The sequence below is a fragment of the Roseibium sp. HPY-6 genome (genome assembly GCF_040530035.1).
Classification (GTDB): Bacteria; Pseudomonadota; Alphaproteobacteria; order Rhizobiales; family Stappiaceae; genus Roseibium.
Map to the genome: position 1 here is coordinate 3,170,487 of NZ_JBEWCD010000002.1, position 15,319 is coordinate 3,185,805.

Below are 15,319 nucleotides of genomic sequence, written 5' to 3' on the forward strand. Positions count from 1 at the left end.
ACTTGGCCTCCGCCCAAAATTTTGCGGTGGACGATTTGAGCAGACTTTTCAAATTTTCGAGAGGCCAAATAGATCTGTAAGGCAGCTGCGTTGCGCCTGAGCGTTACCCGGCCTGAAAGGCTAGTTTCGCCAACATCTTGCAAGACGCTGCAGTCGCACCGCAGGGAGCTACGTCAAACGCAGCCCTGTATGAGTTTGAAACCTATGCTGATCTTCAGCGCGCCGAACGCATAACCTGAATATCCAGGTCCCGGATCTTTTTCCGCAAGGTGTTTCGATTGACGCCGAGAAGTTCAGCAGCCTTGATCTGATTGCCGCGCGTTGCCGCAAGCGCGGCGCTGATCAGCGGATACTCCACCTCGCGCAGAATGCGGTGGTAGAGCCCGGGAGGCGGCAACGCTTCTCCGAACGTGTCGAAATAGCCGGTCAGATACTTCTCAACCGATCCTCCGAGATTGACGCTCTCGTTGGCTTCTTCGTTTGCCGAGGCAACGCTGGGCTGGCTGAGTTCCTGGTCAAGCAGGCTTTCGCTGATAACGTCCTGCGGATATAGCGCTGCCAGGCGGCGAACCAGATTCTCCAGTTCGCGCACGTTACCCGGCCAACGATAGCGGCGCAGCATGTTGAGCGCGTTCTGATCGATCTGCTTTGCCTGCAGTCCTTCCTTTTCCACGAGCGAGAAGAAATGCCGAACCAGATCCGGAATATCTTCCACGCGTTCGCGCAAAGGCGGCAATCTGATGGGCACGACATTCAGCCTGAAATAGAGATCCTCCCGGAAGAGACCCTGATTGATCAGGTGACGGAGATCCTTGTTGGTTGCCGCTACGATACGCACATCCGTTTTGATCGGCGTGCGCCCGCCCACGGTCGTGTATTCTCCCTGCTGCAAGACCCTGAGGAGCCGCGTTTGGGCTTCCATCGGCATGTCCCCGATCTCGTCGAGGAACAGCGTTCCGCCATCCGCCTGTTCGAAACGGCCGGAGCTTCTGTTTTGAGCACCGGTAAATGCCCCTTTCTCGTGCCCGAACAATTCAGCTTCGATCAGGTCGCGAGGAATGGCAGCCATGTTGATGGCGACAAACGGTCCGTTGCGCCTTTTGCCATAGTCGTGAAGCGCGCGCGCGACGAGTTCCTTGCCTGTACCGGACTCTCCATTGATCATCACCGTCAGGTCGGTCTGCATAAGCCTGGCCAGAATACGGTAAATCTCCTGCATCGCTGGAGACCTGCCAACGAGCGGCATCCCCTCACCCGCATCTTCCATATCAAGCGCGGGCCGCTTCTTTGGCTCTTCCAGCGCCCTTTGGACAATGTTGGTGAGTTCCTTCAGGTCAAAAGGTTTGGGCAGATATTCGTAAGCACCCTTTTCGGACGCCTTGATCGCGGTCATGAACGTGTTTTGAGCACTCATTACCAGCACCGGCAGTTCCGGCCGCATCTTTTTCATGCGCGGCAAGACATCGAAGATGTTCTCGTCCGGCATAACCACGTCCGTAATGACAAGATCGCCATCGCCCGAAGAAACCCATCGCCATAGCGTCGAGGCGTTTGATGTGAGCCGGACCGTGTAACCAGCCCTGGAAAGCGCCTGATTCAGCACCGTTCGGATGGCAGCATCATCATCTGCAACAAGGATCGTACCTGTCGGCATCGTTAGTCGGTTCCCTGGCTGGTCTTGTCTGTGTCCGGCTGCATTTCACCTGAATACGCGGGCATCAGAATTCGAAAAATTGTACGCTCTCGCTGGCTGTCGCATTCAATGACGCCGCCATGATCGCCGATGATCTTCGCAACAAGTGCCAATCCCAGTCCTGAGCCGTTTGTCTTCGTCGTGATGAACGGCTCGAAAAGGTGTGGCAAGAGATCGTCCGGAACCCCCGGGCCGTTGTCCTGTACACAAAATTCCAGAGGCAGGCTCACGCGTGCCTCGGTTCCTGGTACGGACAGGCGCACACCAGGGCGAAAGGCCGTCGAAATACGGATTTCACCGTCCGGATCGTCACCGATCGCCTCGCTGGCATTCTTGACCAGGTTGAGGAACACCTGGATCAGCTGATCCTTGTTTGCAAAAACCGGCGGCAGCGACGGGTCGTATATCTCGACGATCCGCTTGTTTCGGGCAAATCCGTTGTCCGAAAGGCTCTTCACGCGATCGAGGACAACATGAATATTCACTGGTTCCCGCTCGATCGGCCGCTCGTCGGAGAAGACCTCCATGCGATCCACCAGTTTCACGATGCGATCCGCTTCGTCCATGATAAGGCGTGTGAGTGAGCGGTCGTCGTCCACCACCGACTGTTCCAGCAGTTGCGCCGCCCCCCTGATCCCCGAAAGAGGATTTTTGATTTCATGCGCAAGCATGGCTGCAAGGCTGGTGACCGTCCTTGCAGCCCCGCGCGATGTCAGCTGCCGATCGATCTTTTCGGCCATTGTGCGCTCTTGGAACATGAGCACCACAGCCCCTGGCCGATCGGAGACAGGCGCAGCATTGATATCGACCATTTTCGGTGCGCCAATGCGCGGTGAACCAATATCCACCTTGTATTCATTTACTGGTGCGGCCCGCTCGCGAACCTGTTCGATCAGCGTCAGAAGCGGACTGCCAAAAGGCACAAAGTCACTGATCGGATGGCGCCTCAGAACCGACGCGCTCGAACGCATGAAAATTTCTGCCGCCATGTTTGCGGACTCAATGACGCCGTCAGGAGCAACCAGCAAGACCGGGTGCGGAAGGGCATCGAGAATGCTGGGTCCGTCGCTCGCGAGCATGGCCGTGCGGCCAGTCTCAGATCTCAAATCGCTCACGCAGCTATCCGTTCGTTCGATGTTGCAAACCAGTCCGCAACCAGCTTCAAGACTTCCGCCGGACGGTCCGATGTCATGAGGGTCCTGCGCTCAGCGCCCGGCATCATGCCATCCGTGCGGTTATGAGCGACGTCGAGATACCAGCCAAGGTGCTTGCGCGCTATGCGAACGCCCTGTGCCTGACCGTAGTGGCTGAGAATTGCTTCATAGTGTTCCGAGACAAGATCCGAAAATTCCGTCATTGAGGGTGCGTCCAGGAATTTCCCGGTTTCCAGATAGTGTCCGACGCACCCGGGAAGCCAGGGCCGGCCGTACGCCCCTCGCCCGATCATGACGCCATCCGCACCGGAGGCTTCGAGCATGTTTTCAGCATCCTCAATGCCCTTGCAGTCACCATTGGCAATCAGCGGGATCGAAATGGCTTCCTTCACGCACCGGATTGCATGCCAGTTTGCTGTACCCTTGTAAAACTGACATCTGGTCCGTCCGTGCACCGTGATCAGTTGGACACCGGCAGCTTCTGCGCGGTTCGCCAATTCAGGCGCATTGAGGGAATTGTCATCCCATCCGAGCCTCATTTTGACAGTCACCGGAATGCGAACCGCCGCCACAGTCGCGTCTATCAAGGTCAGGGCGTGATCTAGGTCCCGCATCAGGGCAGAACCGGAATACCCGGACGTGACTTTTTTCGCTGGGCAGCCCATGTTGATATCTATGACATCAGCACCGAGATCGGCGATGACTTTTGCAGCCTCCCCCATCCATTTCGCTTCCCTGCCGGCGAGCTGGACAACATGCAGGCCTGAACTTTGGGCTTCGGCCCGCATCTGGGTTTCAGCATCACCTTTGATGAAAGATTCGCTTGCGACCATTTCACTGACGACCATACCGGCGCCATAACGTGCGGCGATCCGACGAAAGGGCAGATCCGTCACACCCGACATGGGAGCGAGAACAGCGCGATTGGGCATCAGATGGGGCCCAATCATGAGTGGTTTATTGAATTCCGGCACGCAGCTCTCTTCTTCTGCTTATTACCTGTGCAAAAAACAATCTGCCTATATTGTAGACAATTTCTGCATCGCAACAAGTCTAAAATTGCGATTTGCATAGGAAGTTCGTTAAAGACGATCAGTGATTTACGCCAACCAACCCGCAAGGAGACCGCCTATGGGCAAAACGGCAGCAGCTCTCGTCGTCGCGGCTGGACGGGGCACGCGTCTGGCGGGTTCTGACACAGCCCTGCCCAAACAATATAGGTCCATCGCCGGAAGACCGGTCCTGTCCCATACACTGGAAGCCCTTGCGGCGCATCCCCGAATTTCAACTATCGTAACTGTCATCCACCCGGACGATGTTGACCTCTACGAAACCGCCGCAAGTAAAGCGGCTTTGCCGGCCGCGCTTGTCAATCTGGAAATGACTTTTGGCGGCGAGACACGGCAGTTATCTGTTCTGGAGGGTTTGAAAGCGCTCCGCAGTTTGAGCTGCGATTTTGTTTTCATCCACGATGCAGCAAGACCATTTGTCTCTATTGAAGTGCTGAAATCCCTCTTTGACAAACTCGACGCAGGCGCCGAAGGCGCACTCGCAGCAGTACCGGTTGCTGACACGCTCAAAAAATCGACCGAACCCGACAAGCCGCTTGAAACCATAGACAGGCGCGGCCTGTGGGCCGCACAAACCCCACAGGCGTTTCCGTTCCCGGCCATACTCGAGGCACACTCGAAAGCCGCTCTGGAAGGTCTTGTCGATTTCACCGACGACACAGGTTTAGCCGAATGGGCAGGAATGAGGATTGAACTGAGCGACGGAGACCCCTCCAATTTTAAGATCACCACGGCACCGGACCTTAAAAGAGCAGATCAACAGGCAAAAGCACCATCAATGACAAAAATGCACGCTCTCAATCCTCCATTGTCACATCTCCAGGATATCCGGACCGGGATCGGGTACGATGTTCATGCCTTCGATAAAGGGGATCAGGTGGTGCTTGGCGGTGTTGCGGTTCCGCATGTAAAGAAGCTCAAGGGGCATTCGGACGCAGACGTTGTCCTTCACGCAATTACCGATGCAACGCTCGGCGCGATTGGCGACGGTGATATTGGCCAGCACTTTCCACCGAGCGACCCGCAATGGAAGGGTGCATCATCCGACAGATTTCAAGCAGACGCGCTTGAACGCGTGAAAAAGCTTGGCGGCAGGCTTGCCCATATCGATATCACGATCGTATGCGAGGAGCCAAAGATAGGGCCGCACCGCGCAGAGATCCGGAATTCGGTGGCCAGAATCTGCGAACTGCCCGCCTCCCGGGTTTCCATCAAGGCAACAACGTCCGAAAGACTGGGATTTACAGGTCGTAAGGAAGGCATTGCAGCCCTGGCAAGCGTGACCGTTCGCCTCCCGTTTCCCGAAAATGAGTGACACCGCCATGCCAGAAACAAGACTGAACGACTTTGAAGATCTGACATCGTTGGCAAACAGCGTTCTGGAAGAACTCAAATCGAACGGCAAGTTGATCGCGACAGCGGAATCTTGCACAGGTGGGCTGATCATTGCGTCGCTGACCGAAATCGCAGGATCTTCCGCTGCAGTGGACCGGGGGTTCGTAACTTATTCCAACAAAGCCAAGACAGAACTGCTTGGTGTCGCCGCCGACCTGATCGCCCGTGTCGGCGCTGTCAGCAAGGATGTGGCCATTGCCATGGCAGAGGGAGCCCTGTCGCGCTCCGAAGCAGATATTGCCGTCTCGGTAACCGGCATCGCCGGACCTGGTGGCGGCTCTGAGGAAAAGCCGGTTGGAACAGTGCACATTGCCGTAGCGGAAACCGACAAACCAACGCAGCATTTCCATTGCTGGTTCGCAGACCGGGGCAGAAAATCAATCCGGCTTGAGACGATCCAGACAGCTTTGACGTCCGTTCTAAATGCATTGACAATCGAAAAGGATCGTTAAGGATCCTGCGCGTTCTTGCTGGGTTTTCCGGGTTGGCAGACCTATAGTCCCCTCATCCCGGTCCAAACTTTCAGTCGATTGCCTTCTAAGATGAAAAAACCTTTCGCGGTACTGATCGCCATCTTTAGCCTGGGCACTTCCGTGTCTGCCTCTCCTCTCCCGCAGCCCGGTGACTATTTTCTGATTTCAAGGGACGCCGCCGGTCAATTCGTCGGAAGTCACAAGCTGTTCAAGGACTTCGCGCCTGACATGCAGGAAGTGACTTACTGCGCGAGTGACTATTACGTGCGCAGCAGCTCGGTCGCCTGGACGCAGCTGGAAGTCGAGCGCGGAAATGTGGTCCACGTCGAATATAATTTTGGACGCGGATGGCGTCCGATTTGCGCCAATCCCGAACAGGAGGTCACGCTTCGGGACGTTGGTGTACTCGTCACCGCCCGCGAATATCTCGCAAGCCTGGAAAATGACAAGCCCTCAGCAAGCCGCCTGGCAGCCTTCGGCGCCATGTTCCGTCCCGCAAACTCCGACAATCCAGAGGGAAGCTTTCACAGCAGGTGATAAACCCTCAGCTTGATTGAATAAGCTAGAGGCACACCAAATAAGGGAACATAAATTTTTAATAAAACGCCAGGCCCGCTTTCAATCAGTTCTACAAGAAGCAGACATATCTTCGCATCAACAACAACCAAGAGTTATCGCTGGACAGAGCAAGACGCGAAGGTCACTCGCGTTGGAGAAGGCAGATTATGTGGTTTCATAAGTTATTGCTGACACTTGGATTTTTTGTTCTTTCGGCAGTGCAGTCCAACGCTCAATCGGAAACTCCGATCGTCGGCGACACTTACATAATCTCGCGCGATGAGAACCGTCACTTTCGAGGCTCCCACCGCATTTACAACAGACGTGCCGACGACCTCGTGAGAGTTGAATATTGCAATCGTTCCTACTGGGTTCGGTATGCAACCATCGCGTGGACGCAGCTGGAAGTGGAACGCAACTATGCCGTTCGCGTTGAATTCAACTGGGGCAAAGGCTGGCGCCCCATATGTGAGCGTCCCGCCGAGCAGGTTACACTGAAGGGACTGGGGGTCACGGAAGACCCAAGGGTTATTATTCAAAATGACGGTCTGACAATCGACAAGATCAGCCGCTTTGCCGCGATCCGCGACGCCTTCAACCAAAATGGCAAGGAAAAAGCCACCCAGTCATTTCATGACCAATAAAGTCAAATTGTCCTTAGGCGGGTAACGAAGGGGTAAGCTAAGTCACGTATTCTTTGCATCCAATGGGGTTAAGCTGGGCTCGATAGAGGATCTCAAGCATGAAACGCTCGATGGCATGCATTGCACTGACGCTTATGACCTGTGCCGGTCTGACGGGGACAGCGTTCGCCAAAAGCGATTTCTATATCCGGTCACAACATGCCAACGGCAAGTTCACCGGGTTCCATGAAATTCTCGTCAAGCCGAAATCAGGCTATCACCGTGCGAGCTATTGCAATCGCAGTTTTTGGGTCTCATCAACAACCGTCATTTGGACCGAACAGCAAAATGCTGCGGGCCGAACCCTTATCCTGGAAGAAAACACAGGCGCTGCCCGAAAAATTGTCTGCAAGGACAACAGCGCCTTCGCGACCTTGGAAGACCTGGGCTTATCCAAGCGTGAAGTGGCGAAAATCAGAGCAGCGAACAAGCCGCTCGATATGAGATCGAGCCGCCTGCAAACCATTCGCGACGCCTTCAAAGACTACAAGTAATCTGGTTTGATACCACTGGTTCAAGTGCCGTAGACTTCGTCTGCGCGCGCTTCGAAGGCACTTGAGAACTTTCTGAATGCTTTGTCGAACATGACGCCCATGAGCGAGCCGAGCGTGCGGCTTTTGAATTCGTAGGAAATGAAGAAGCCGACATTGCAGCTTCCCTCTTCCGCATCCTCAAACGTCCATTTGTTTTCTAGATGCTTGAACGGCCCATCCAGGTATTCAACGAGAATGGTGCGGGCCTCGGGACGCAACTCGACACGACTGGTGAACGTCTCTTTGAAAAGCTTGTAGGCGACCGTCATATCGGCAACGAGTACCGTGCGGCCGTCATCAAGTTCTTTGCGGCCGCGCACATGAAGTCCCTGACACAAGGGAACGAATTGGGGATACTGCTCCACATCGGCGACAAGGCGGAACATATCGTCCGCCTTGTGACTGACCTTGTGATTGGAAGAGAAACTGGGCATGCAGTTTGTCAGATCCCGTTCGCCGCAGGGCCTAGTGGCCGAGTTTTGCTTTTCGCGCTGCCCGCAATTCAGCGAAGTCCTCACCAGCATGGTGAGACGAGCGCGTAAGTGGGCTGGCTGAAACCTTCAGGAAGCCCTTGGCATAAGCTATGCGCTCGTATCCCTTGAACTCTTCGGGCGTTACAAACGACATTACCGGGTGATGTTTCTTGGATGGCTGCAGATACTGACCAATCGTCAGGAAATCCACGTCAGCAGCGCGCAGGTCGTCCATCAGCTGCAATACCTCGTTCCGGATCTCCCCCAGTCCTACCATGATACCGGACTTTGTGAACATTTCCGGATCAAGTTCCTTCACCTTCTGGAGAAGGCGGATAGAATGAAAGTAACGCGCTCCCGGCCTCACAGTCAGATACTTCGAAGGCACGGTTTCGAGATTGTGATTGAAGACGTCGGGCTTGGCCGCAACAACTGTTTCAAGGGCACTGTCCTTGCGCAGGAAGTCAGGCGTCAGCACTTCGACGGTGGTGCTCGGTGACGTTTGCCGGATGGCTTCAATCACATCTGCAAAGTGCTGCGCGCCACCGTCGTCGAGATCATCGCGATCAACGGATGTCACGACAACATGTTGCAAACCCATGGTCGCAACGGCATCTGCGACACCTTGCGGCTCGTTCTGGTCAACCGGCCCGGGCATTCCGGTCCTGACATTGCAGAAGGCGCAAGCCCGCGTACAGGTATCGCCAAGGATCATGAAGCTGGCGTGTTTTTTTGACCAGCACTCACCGATGTTAGGACAACCTGCTTCTTCGCAAACGGTGACGAGATTGTTGTCGCGCACCACATTCTGGGTTTCGCGATAAACGGGCGACGTCGGCGCCTTGACGCGGATCCATTTCGGCTTGCGCTGAATAGGATTGTCCGGACGATGTTCCTTTTCCGGATGCCGCGGACGGGCATCTGACTTTTCCTTCGGGCGATTGAGCGTGTCGACGATCGTAACCATGGGCCTTAAGTGTCGTTATTCCTATGAAAGGTCAAGATATAATGGAAGTGAGCCAGCTATGTGCTGAGCGCAGGTCTGACCAGTTCTGCCAACCTCTCACGAGCGTTTTCTGAAAGCGGGACCGACCTGCGGGTTGTATCGTTCATCTGAACGATGATCGTGACAGCCTCTGCGACAGGCGTGCCGTCCTGGAACACGCGCTGAAAAAGCTTGAAGGAACTGCGTCCGACCTCCTTCACCGCCGTCCCGATCTCCACGGTTCCAGGCCAGTTGATCTCGGCAAGGAAATCGAGTTCCAGCCGCGCGATGACGAACGCCGCGCCCTCCAGCATAAGTTCATCCCCATAAAGGAGTTCGACCCTGCCCGTTTCGAGAAACGTGTTGAACACCGCATTGTTGATATGCCCTTGCCGATCGGTGTCTGCGTATCGAAGCTTGTCGGTCGTTTTTAACGGGAAAGCGCCAATGCCTGCCCGTTGTCGCCCCGCCCCGGCTTCACGTGGCTGTTCGGCAACGACATAGATGAAAGCAGATACCGATCCGTCGTCGGTATTCACGAGCGTTTCCACACGCTGATATCCTTCTCCTTCAAAAGCGTCCAGGCGATCCCAGTGATCAGGAAGTTCGGCGCTTTCAAAGATAAACACCTCGACATTTTGTCCTTCAGGGTCGAGGACAAGGGCGGGAAACCCGAGTGCCGCTCCCCAGCCGGCCTGGACGAGCCGGCCACGCACCGTACCTTCCGTCCAACGTCCTTGAAGATCCTTCAATTGCGCATGATTGGCGCGTCCCGGAGCCAGGGTACCGTACGTCGCGAGCCGAAATTCCGATTTATCTGACGTGATCCCCATTCAGAGTTCCCTTGAAACAGTAACCGTTGGTTCTGTCCGATCCTCTTCAGGTCCAGACAACTCGCAAACAGATCAGGTGCACGGGATGCAGCGTGATGTGCGGCGTACTCATCCTTATACTTTTATGAGCGAGTTCTACTTGAAGACCTTTTTCCAGATAAACAAAAACAGGATCGCGCCGACAATCGCGACAATCAGACGGTCGACAAACCCGCCGGCCAGATTCAGATTGAGGATCGACGCCAGTTCTCCGCCCAGGAGCGCACCGATCAGACCGACAACCAGGCTGCCGAGGAAACCACCCCGGCTGTTCAGGACACGGTGAGCAACTGCGCCCGCGATCAAACCTATAATTGCGGAAACAATCAGTCCCATGCCATGTCCTCTTCAGTTTTGGTGGAACCAGAACACCACCGCCTGCGGCGTTTCATTCAAGCCAGAAGACGTGCCACCAGCACGACAACGATCGCTCCGACAGCGGCAACCACGATTTCGTTCACATAGGTGTTGCCGAGATTGATGTTGATACCGGCGAATTTGAAAATAAACCCGCCGACAAAAGCGCCGAGAACGCCAGTGAGCAAATAGCGAATGATGCCACCGCCGCCGACGAAGATACTCGCAAGCCAACCGGCCGCGATCCCGATGGCTATCCAGATAAAAATTGCTTTCGCATCCATCAGACTTTCCCCTCACGATCAATCACCGCTGTCGATGCCGTGTTCCGCACGGTCCAGGACGGCAGTGTAACTGAAGGCGGTTTCATCACAACTCACCGAACCGACTTCAATATCGGCATTTTTGAAAAAGCTGCCGGGCTTTGGAAATTCCAAACCGAACACAACGCCATCATGCAGGACGCACTTTGCGTTGAGACGACGGCGCCCAATTTTCAGGACGACATTGATAAAATGATCGCCTGACCCCAACGGTCCCTCTATCTTCAAACCTGGGTCCATCCGGTAGTAGCGGAAACACGGAACCCTTCCGCCAGACATCCGCTCGACGAAGAAGCGCTGAGCGATCTGTTTTCGGGCGGTATTTTCAAGATCGCCGGGGAGCCACGCGAGCGCCGCGTTCAGGGTCAAAGCCTCATGAGGTTTCAGCGACCAGCTTCCCTCGAAGCTCAAGAACCGCAGCCCGTCAGATAAATAGCCCAGCATGCCTTGTCCCCGATCCGAACGGACTGCATGATCATCCAGATCGCTGCAGCCCGCGTACCGCGCTACATGTTCAGAACTCTTCCGTATGCGTCGAGCACCGATTCCTTCATCATTTCCGAAAGCGTCGGATGCGGGAAGACCGTGTGCATCAGGTCTTCTTCGGTGGTTTCAAGGTTCATTGCGACGACATAACCCTGGATCAGTTCGGTGACTTCAGCACCGACCATGTGCGCGCCCAGAAGCTGACCGGTCTTGGCATCGAAGATCGTTTTGATCAGACCGTCCGGTTCACCAAGAGCAATTGCTTTGCCGTTACCGATAAACGGAAAGCGTCCTACCTTGATGTCGTAGCCTGCTTCCTTGGCCTTTGGCTCCGTGAGGCCGACGGAGGCGACCTGCGGGTGACAATAGGTGCAGCCCGGGATCATGGACTTGTCCATCGCATGAACGTCTTTGCCGGCGATTTTTTCAACGCAGATGACGCCTTCATGCTCTGCCTTGTGCGCCAGCATCGGCGGCCCCGCGACATCGCCAATGGCGTAAATACCCGGAACGCTCGTGCGGCCATATCCGTCAATGACAACGCAGCCACGGTCGGTTTTTACACCGAGTACTTCAAGACCGAGATTCTCGATATTCCCGACAACACCGACTGCCGAAATCAGCTTTTCAGCTGTCAGATCCTGCTTCTTGCCGTCCTTCGTCTCAACCGTTGCGGTAACGCCCTTTGCGCCCTTTTTGACCTGCGAAACCTTGGCTTCTAGAAGGAAATTTATGCCCTGCTTTTCCATCTTTTTCTTGGCAAGACCCGAAATTTCCGGATCTTCGACCGGCATGATGGTCGGCATCATTTCAATAACTGTGACGTCTGCACCCATGGTTTTGTAGAACGAGGCGAACTCGATACCGATCGCGCCGGAGCCCATGACGATGAGCGACTTTGGCATGGAAGGCGGAACCATGGCTTCGAAGTAAGTCCAGATATCCTTGCCGTCCGGTTCGATGCCCGGGATCACACGCGGGCGTGCACCAGTCGCCACGATGATATGTTTGGCCTTGTAGACGCCCTCTCCCTTGGTGCCTTTCGGTGCGGGATGCTGGGGTTCCATGGCTTTCTTGGATGTCTTGGAAACCGTGACTTCGCCAACCTTGGTAACCTTACCCTCGCCCCAGATGATATCGACCTTGTTCTTCTTCATCAGGAAGCCGACACCGCCGGCAAGCTGGCCGGAAACACCGCGCGAGCGCTTGACCACTGCAGAAGGGTCAAAAGAAACATTGTCAGCCGAAAGGCCGTAGTCTTTGGCGTGCTGCATATAGTGGTAGATTTCGGCGGAGCGAAGCAGCGCCTTGGTCGGGATACAGCCCCAGTTGAGACAGATGCCGCCCATGTGTTCACGTTCGACAATCGCCGTCTTCAGGCCGAGTTGAGCGGCGCGGATTGCAGTCACGTAGCCACCCGGCCCCGAGCCGATGATGATCACGTCGTAGTTGGTATCAGCCATGGTGTTTTCCCCGGCGAAAGAAGTCTTCGTTCGAAAACGGCGCGACGTTACCGCCGCGCCGGAAAGCATGCATCAGACCAGCATGCTCATCGGATTTTCGATATAGCCTTTGAACGCGGCGAGCAGTTCCGCTCCAAGCGCACCGTCGACGCAGCGATGGTCCGTGGAAAGCGTAACCGTCATGACGGTCGCGACAGCAAGCGCATCGTTTTTGACAACGGGGCGCTTTTCACCGGCACCGACTGCGAGGATCGTTGCATGCGGCGGATTGACGACGGCACAGAAGTCCTTGACGCCCATCATGCCCATGTTTGAAACCGCCGTCGTACCACCCTGGTACTCTTCCGGCTTCAGCTTGCGTTCCTTGGCTCGCTTGCCGAGGTCCTTCATCTCGTTTGAGATGACAGAAAGCGGCTTTTCCTCCGCCCGGCGGATGATCGGCGTGATCAGGCCACCCGGGATGGCGACGGCAACACCCACATCTGCATGTTTGTGCATGACCATGTTCTCGTCGGTCCAGGACACGTTTGCATCCGGAACATCGCGAAGCGCCAATGACAGCGCCTTGATAGTCATGTCGTTCACGGAGAGCTTATAAGCCGGTTTGCCGTCTTTGTCGGTCGCTGCTGCTCCGTTGAGCTGCGACCTCAGCGCCAGCAGCCCGTCCAGCTCGACATCCACGGAAACATAAAAATGCGGGATTGTCTGTTTGGACTCCGTCAGGCGCTTTGCGATGGTCTTGCGCATGCCGTCATGCGGGACAAGTTCGTAGCTGTCTTCGTCGAAAAGCTTCAGAACCTGATCTGCCGAAGGACCTGCGGCGGGGGCCGATGCAGCAGCGACCTTTGGCGCCTCGGCCGCGGGGGCAGCTTTGCCCGTGCCAGCCGCGAGCGCTGCTTCGATGTCCCGCTTGACGATCCGGCCGTGCGGGCCGGTCCCGCTCAGCGCGGACAAATCAAGGCTGTTCAGCTTGGCAAGCCGTCTTGCAAGCGGAGAAGCAAAGATACGGGCACCATCGGCAGCGACCGGTGCCGGACCGGCCGGTGCAGCAACCGCAGGGGCAGCTGCGGCGGCGGCCGGAGCCGCTGCTGTGGCCGGGGCGTCGGCGACTGCCGGTGCAGGAGCCGCAGCTGCTGCGGTATTAATGGAACCTGCGTCTTCACCGTCTTCCAGCAAAACCGCTATCAGTTCGTTGACTTTGACGCCTTCGCTACCGGCAGGAACGACAATCTTGCCGACGGTGCCTTCGTCGACGGCCTCAACTTCCATCGTGGCCTTGTCGGTTTCGATCTCGGCAATCACATCGCCAGCGGAAACCTGATCGCCTTCCTTGACCAGCCATTTGGCCAGGTTGCCCTCTTCCATCGTCGGGGAAAGGGCCGGCATGGTGATATTAATTGGCATGTCCGTCTCCCCCGGTTCAGGCTGTGTAGGTCACGGCCTTAACCGCATCGATGACTTCAGGAACGCTCGGCAGCGCGAGCTTTTCAAGGTTTGCCGCATAAGGCATCGGAACGTCCTTGCCGGTCACCCGCAAGACGGGAGCGTCAAGATAATCGAACGCTTTTTCCTGAACCTGATAAGCAATTTCGGACGAGACCGAACACATCGGGAAAGCTTCCTCGATAGTGACGATCCGGCCTGTTTTGCGCACCGAAGCAAGAACCGTTTCGATATCGAGCGGTCGAATGGTGCGCAGGTTGATGACTTCAGCCGAAATACCCATTCCAGCCAGTTCGTCCGCCGCCTGCAGCGTGTAGGTCATGCCGATGCCCCAGGAAACAAGCGTCACATCGGTACCGCCACGTTCGATCTTCGCCTTGCCGATCGGCAGCACGAAATCGTCCATGTCGGGAATTTCGAAGGAATGACCGTAAAGGATCTCGTTTTCCAGGAAGATGACCGGATTGGAATCGCGGATCGCGGCCTTCAACAGACCTTTCGCGTCGGCCGCGGAATAAGGTTGAACCACCTTCAGACCCGGCACATGGGCATACCATGATGCATAATCCTGCGAGTGCTGTGCACCAACGCGTGCCGCCGCACCGTTCGGGCCACGGAAGACAATCGGTGCTCCCATCTGCCCACCGGACATATAGAGCGTCTTCGCAGCGGAGTTGATGATCTGATCGATCGCCTGCATGGCGAAGTTGAAGGTCATGAACTCGACGATTGGCCGCAAGCCGGCCATGGCAGCGCCGACGCCAAGCCCGGTAAAGCCATGCTCGGTGATCGGTGTATCGATCACGCGCTTGTCGCTGAACTCGTCCAGAAGACCCTGGGTGATCTTGTAGGCACCCTGGTATTCGGCCACTTCCTCGCCCATGACGAAAACGTCCGGGTCACGGCGCATTTCTTCCGCCATTGCATCCCGCAGCGCTTCGCGGACAGTGGAGGTTTTCATTGCGGTGCCGGCCGGAATTTCCGGGTCTTCCGCAGGCTCGGAAACAACGGGCGCTACGGGAGCAGCCGGTGCTGCAGGTGCGCTCGGTGCCTCGGCCTGAGCAGGTGCGGCTGCCGGAGCAGCAGCGGCTGCATCCATTGCGCTCGCATCCTCGCCCTCACCAAGAAGCACGGCGATCTTCTCGTTGACCTTGACGTTGTCGGTCCCTTCAGGAACCAGGATCTTGCCAAGCGTACCCTCGTCGACGGCTTCGACTTCCATCGTTGCCTTGTCGGTTTCAATTTCGGCGATCACATCGCCCGCAGTGACTGCTTCACCTTCGGCCTTCAGCCATTTGGCGAGCTTGCCCTCTTCCATTGTCGGCGAGAGAGCCGGCATCAAAATATCAATCGGCATT

The 15,319-nt window shown here is 56.0% G+C and carries 17 protein-coding genes; 5 read left to right on the plus strand and 12 right to left on the minus strand.

Going from position 1 to position 15,319, the window contains the following annotated elements; all coding sequences use genetic code 11:
- Positions 1 to 214: 214 nt before the first annotated feature.
- Genes ntrC through dusB form a run of 3 tightly spaced genes read right to left on the minus strand, consistent with a single transcriptional unit; the run spans position 215 to position 3,797 of the window.
- Complete coding sequence (gene ntrC, locus ABVF61_RS25640; protein ID WP_353996351.1) at positions 215 to 1,654, minus strand: nitrogen regulation protein NR(I); 1,440 nt, start codon at positions 1,652 to 1,654, stop codon at positions 215 to 217.
- A 2-nt stretch (positions 1,655 to 1,656) separates the two neighbouring features.
- Positions 1,657 to 2,772, minus strand: coding sequence for a two-component system sensor histidine kinase NtrB (locus ABVF61_RS25645; protein WP_353996502.1), 1,116 nt, complete (start codon positions 2,770 to 2,772; stop codon positions 1,657 to 1,659).
- 32 nt (positions 2,773 to 2,804) lie between these two features.
- Positions 2,805 to 3,797, minus strand: coding sequence for a tRNA dihydrouridine synthase DusB (gene dusB / locus ABVF61_RS25650; RefSeq protein WP_353996503.1), 993 nt, complete (start codon positions 3,795 to 3,797; stop codon positions 2,805 to 2,807).
- Between the two features lie 181 nt (positions 3,798 to 3,978).
- On the opposite strand from dusB, the gene ABVF61_RS25655 reads away from it, so the two are divergent.
- From ABVF61_RS25655 to ABVF61_RS25675, 5 genes are all read left to right on the plus strand, one after another.
- Positions 3,979 to 5,232, plus strand: coding sequence for a bifunctional 2-C-methyl-D-erythritol 4-phosphate cytidylyltransferase/2-C-methyl-D-erythritol 2,4-cyclodiphosphate synthase (locus ABVF61_RS25655; protein WP_353996352.1), 1,254 nt, complete (start codon positions 3,979 to 3,981; stop codon positions 5,230 to 5,232).
- A gap of 7 nt (positions 5,233 to 5,239) precedes the next feature.
- The gene (locus tag ABVF61_RS25660; protein ID WP_353996353.1) at positions 5,240 to 5,764 is read left to right on the plus strand and encodes a CinA family protein; all 525 of its coding nucleotides are present in this window, start codon (positions 5,240 to 5,242) and stop codon (positions 5,762 to 5,764) included.
- Positions 5,765 to 5,854: 90 nt separating this feature from the next.
- Positions 5,855 to 6,322, plus strand: a complete 468-nt coding sequence (locus ABVF61_RS25665; RefSeq protein WP_353996354.1) for a hypothetical protein — start codon at positions 5,855 to 5,857, stop codon at positions 6,320 to 6,322.
- A 188-nt stretch (positions 6,323 to 6,510) separates the two neighbouring features.
- On the plus strand, positions 6,511 to 6,987 hold the full coding sequence (locus ABVF61_RS25670; protein WP_353996355.1) for a hypothetical protein: 477 nt from the start codon (positions 6,511 to 6,513) through the stop codon (positions 6,985 to 6,987).
- Between the two features lie 98 nt (positions 6,988 to 7,085).
- The gene (locus tag ABVF61_RS25675) at positions 7,086 to 7,520 is read left to right on the plus strand and encodes a hypothetical protein (protein ID WP_353996356.1); all 435 of its coding nucleotides are present in this window, start codon (positions 7,086 to 7,088) and stop codon (positions 7,518 to 7,520) included.
- Positions 7,521 to 7,540: 20 nt separating this feature from the next.
- Here ABVF61_RS25675 and ABVF61_RS25680 read toward each other — a convergent pair whose 3' ends face one another.
- The 9 genes from ABVF61_RS25680 to ABVF61_RS25720 all read right to left on the minus strand — a co-directional run bounded on the left by ABVF61_RS25680 (position 7,541) and on the right by ABVF61_RS25720 (position 15,318).
- Positions 7,541 to 7,993 (minus strand): type II toxin-antitoxin system RatA family toxin, encoded by a 453-nt coding sequence (locus tag ABVF61_RS25680; protein WP_353996357.1) that lies wholly within the window; start codon positions 7,991 to 7,993, stop codon positions 7,541 to 7,543.
- Between the two features lie 31 nt (positions 7,994 to 8,024).
- Positions 8,025 to 8,999: a lipoyl synthase gene (gene lipA, locus ABVF61_RS25685; RefSeq protein WP_353996358.1), complete on the minus strand. Its 975-nt coding sequence runs from the start codon at positions 8,997 to 8,999 to the stop codon at positions 8,025 to 8,027.
- A 56-nt stretch (positions 9,000 to 9,055) separates the two neighbouring features.
- Positions 9,056 to 9,850 carry a thioesterase family protein gene (locus tag ABVF61_RS25690; RefSeq protein WP_353996359.1) on the minus strand — a complete coding sequence of 265 codons (795 nt, stop codon included), beginning with the start codon at positions 9,848 to 9,850 and terminating at the stop codon, positions 9,056 to 9,058.
- A gap of 135 nt (positions 9,851 to 9,985) precedes the next feature.
- Positions 9,986 to 10,225 (minus strand): GlsB/YeaQ/YmgE family stress response membrane protein, encoded by a 240-nt coding sequence (locus ABVF61_RS25695; RefSeq protein ID WP_353996360.1) that lies wholly within the window; start codon positions 10,223 to 10,225, stop codon positions 9,986 to 9,988.
- Between the two features lie 56 nt (positions 10,226 to 10,281).
- Complete coding sequence (locus ABVF61_RS25700; RefSeq protein WP_353996361.1) at positions 10,282 to 10,530, minus strand: GlsB/YeaQ/YmgE family stress response membrane protein; 249 nt, start codon at positions 10,528 to 10,530, stop codon at positions 10,282 to 10,284.
- A gap of 18 nt (positions 10,531 to 10,548) precedes the next feature.
- Positions 10,549 to 11,013, minus strand: coding sequence for a hypothetical protein (locus ABVF61_RS25705; RefSeq protein ID WP_353996362.1), 465 nt, complete (start codon positions 11,011 to 11,013; stop codon positions 10,549 to 10,551).
- A gap of 62 nt (positions 11,014 to 11,075) precedes the next feature.
- On the minus strand, positions 11,076 to 12,518 hold the full coding sequence (lpdA, locus tag ABVF61_RS25710; RefSeq protein ID WP_353996363.1) for a dihydrolipoyl dehydrogenase: 1,443 nt from the start codon (positions 12,516 to 12,518) through the stop codon (positions 11,076 to 11,078).
- Positions 12,519 to 12,590: 72 nt separating this feature from the next.
- Positions 12,591 to 13,922: a pyruvate dehydrogenase complex dihydrolipoamide acetyltransferase gene (locus ABVF61_RS25715; RefSeq protein WP_353996364.1), complete on the minus strand. Its 1,332-nt coding sequence runs from the start codon at positions 13,920 to 13,922 to the stop codon at positions 12,591 to 12,593.
- A gap of 16 nt (positions 13,923 to 13,938) precedes the next feature.
- Positions 13,939 to 15,318, minus strand: coding sequence for a pyruvate dehydrogenase complex E1 component subunit beta (locus tag ABVF61_RS25720; RefSeq protein ID WP_353996365.1), 1,380 nt, complete (start codon positions 15,316 to 15,318; stop codon positions 13,939 to 13,941).
- Between the last annotated feature and the right edge of the window lies 1 nt (position 15,319).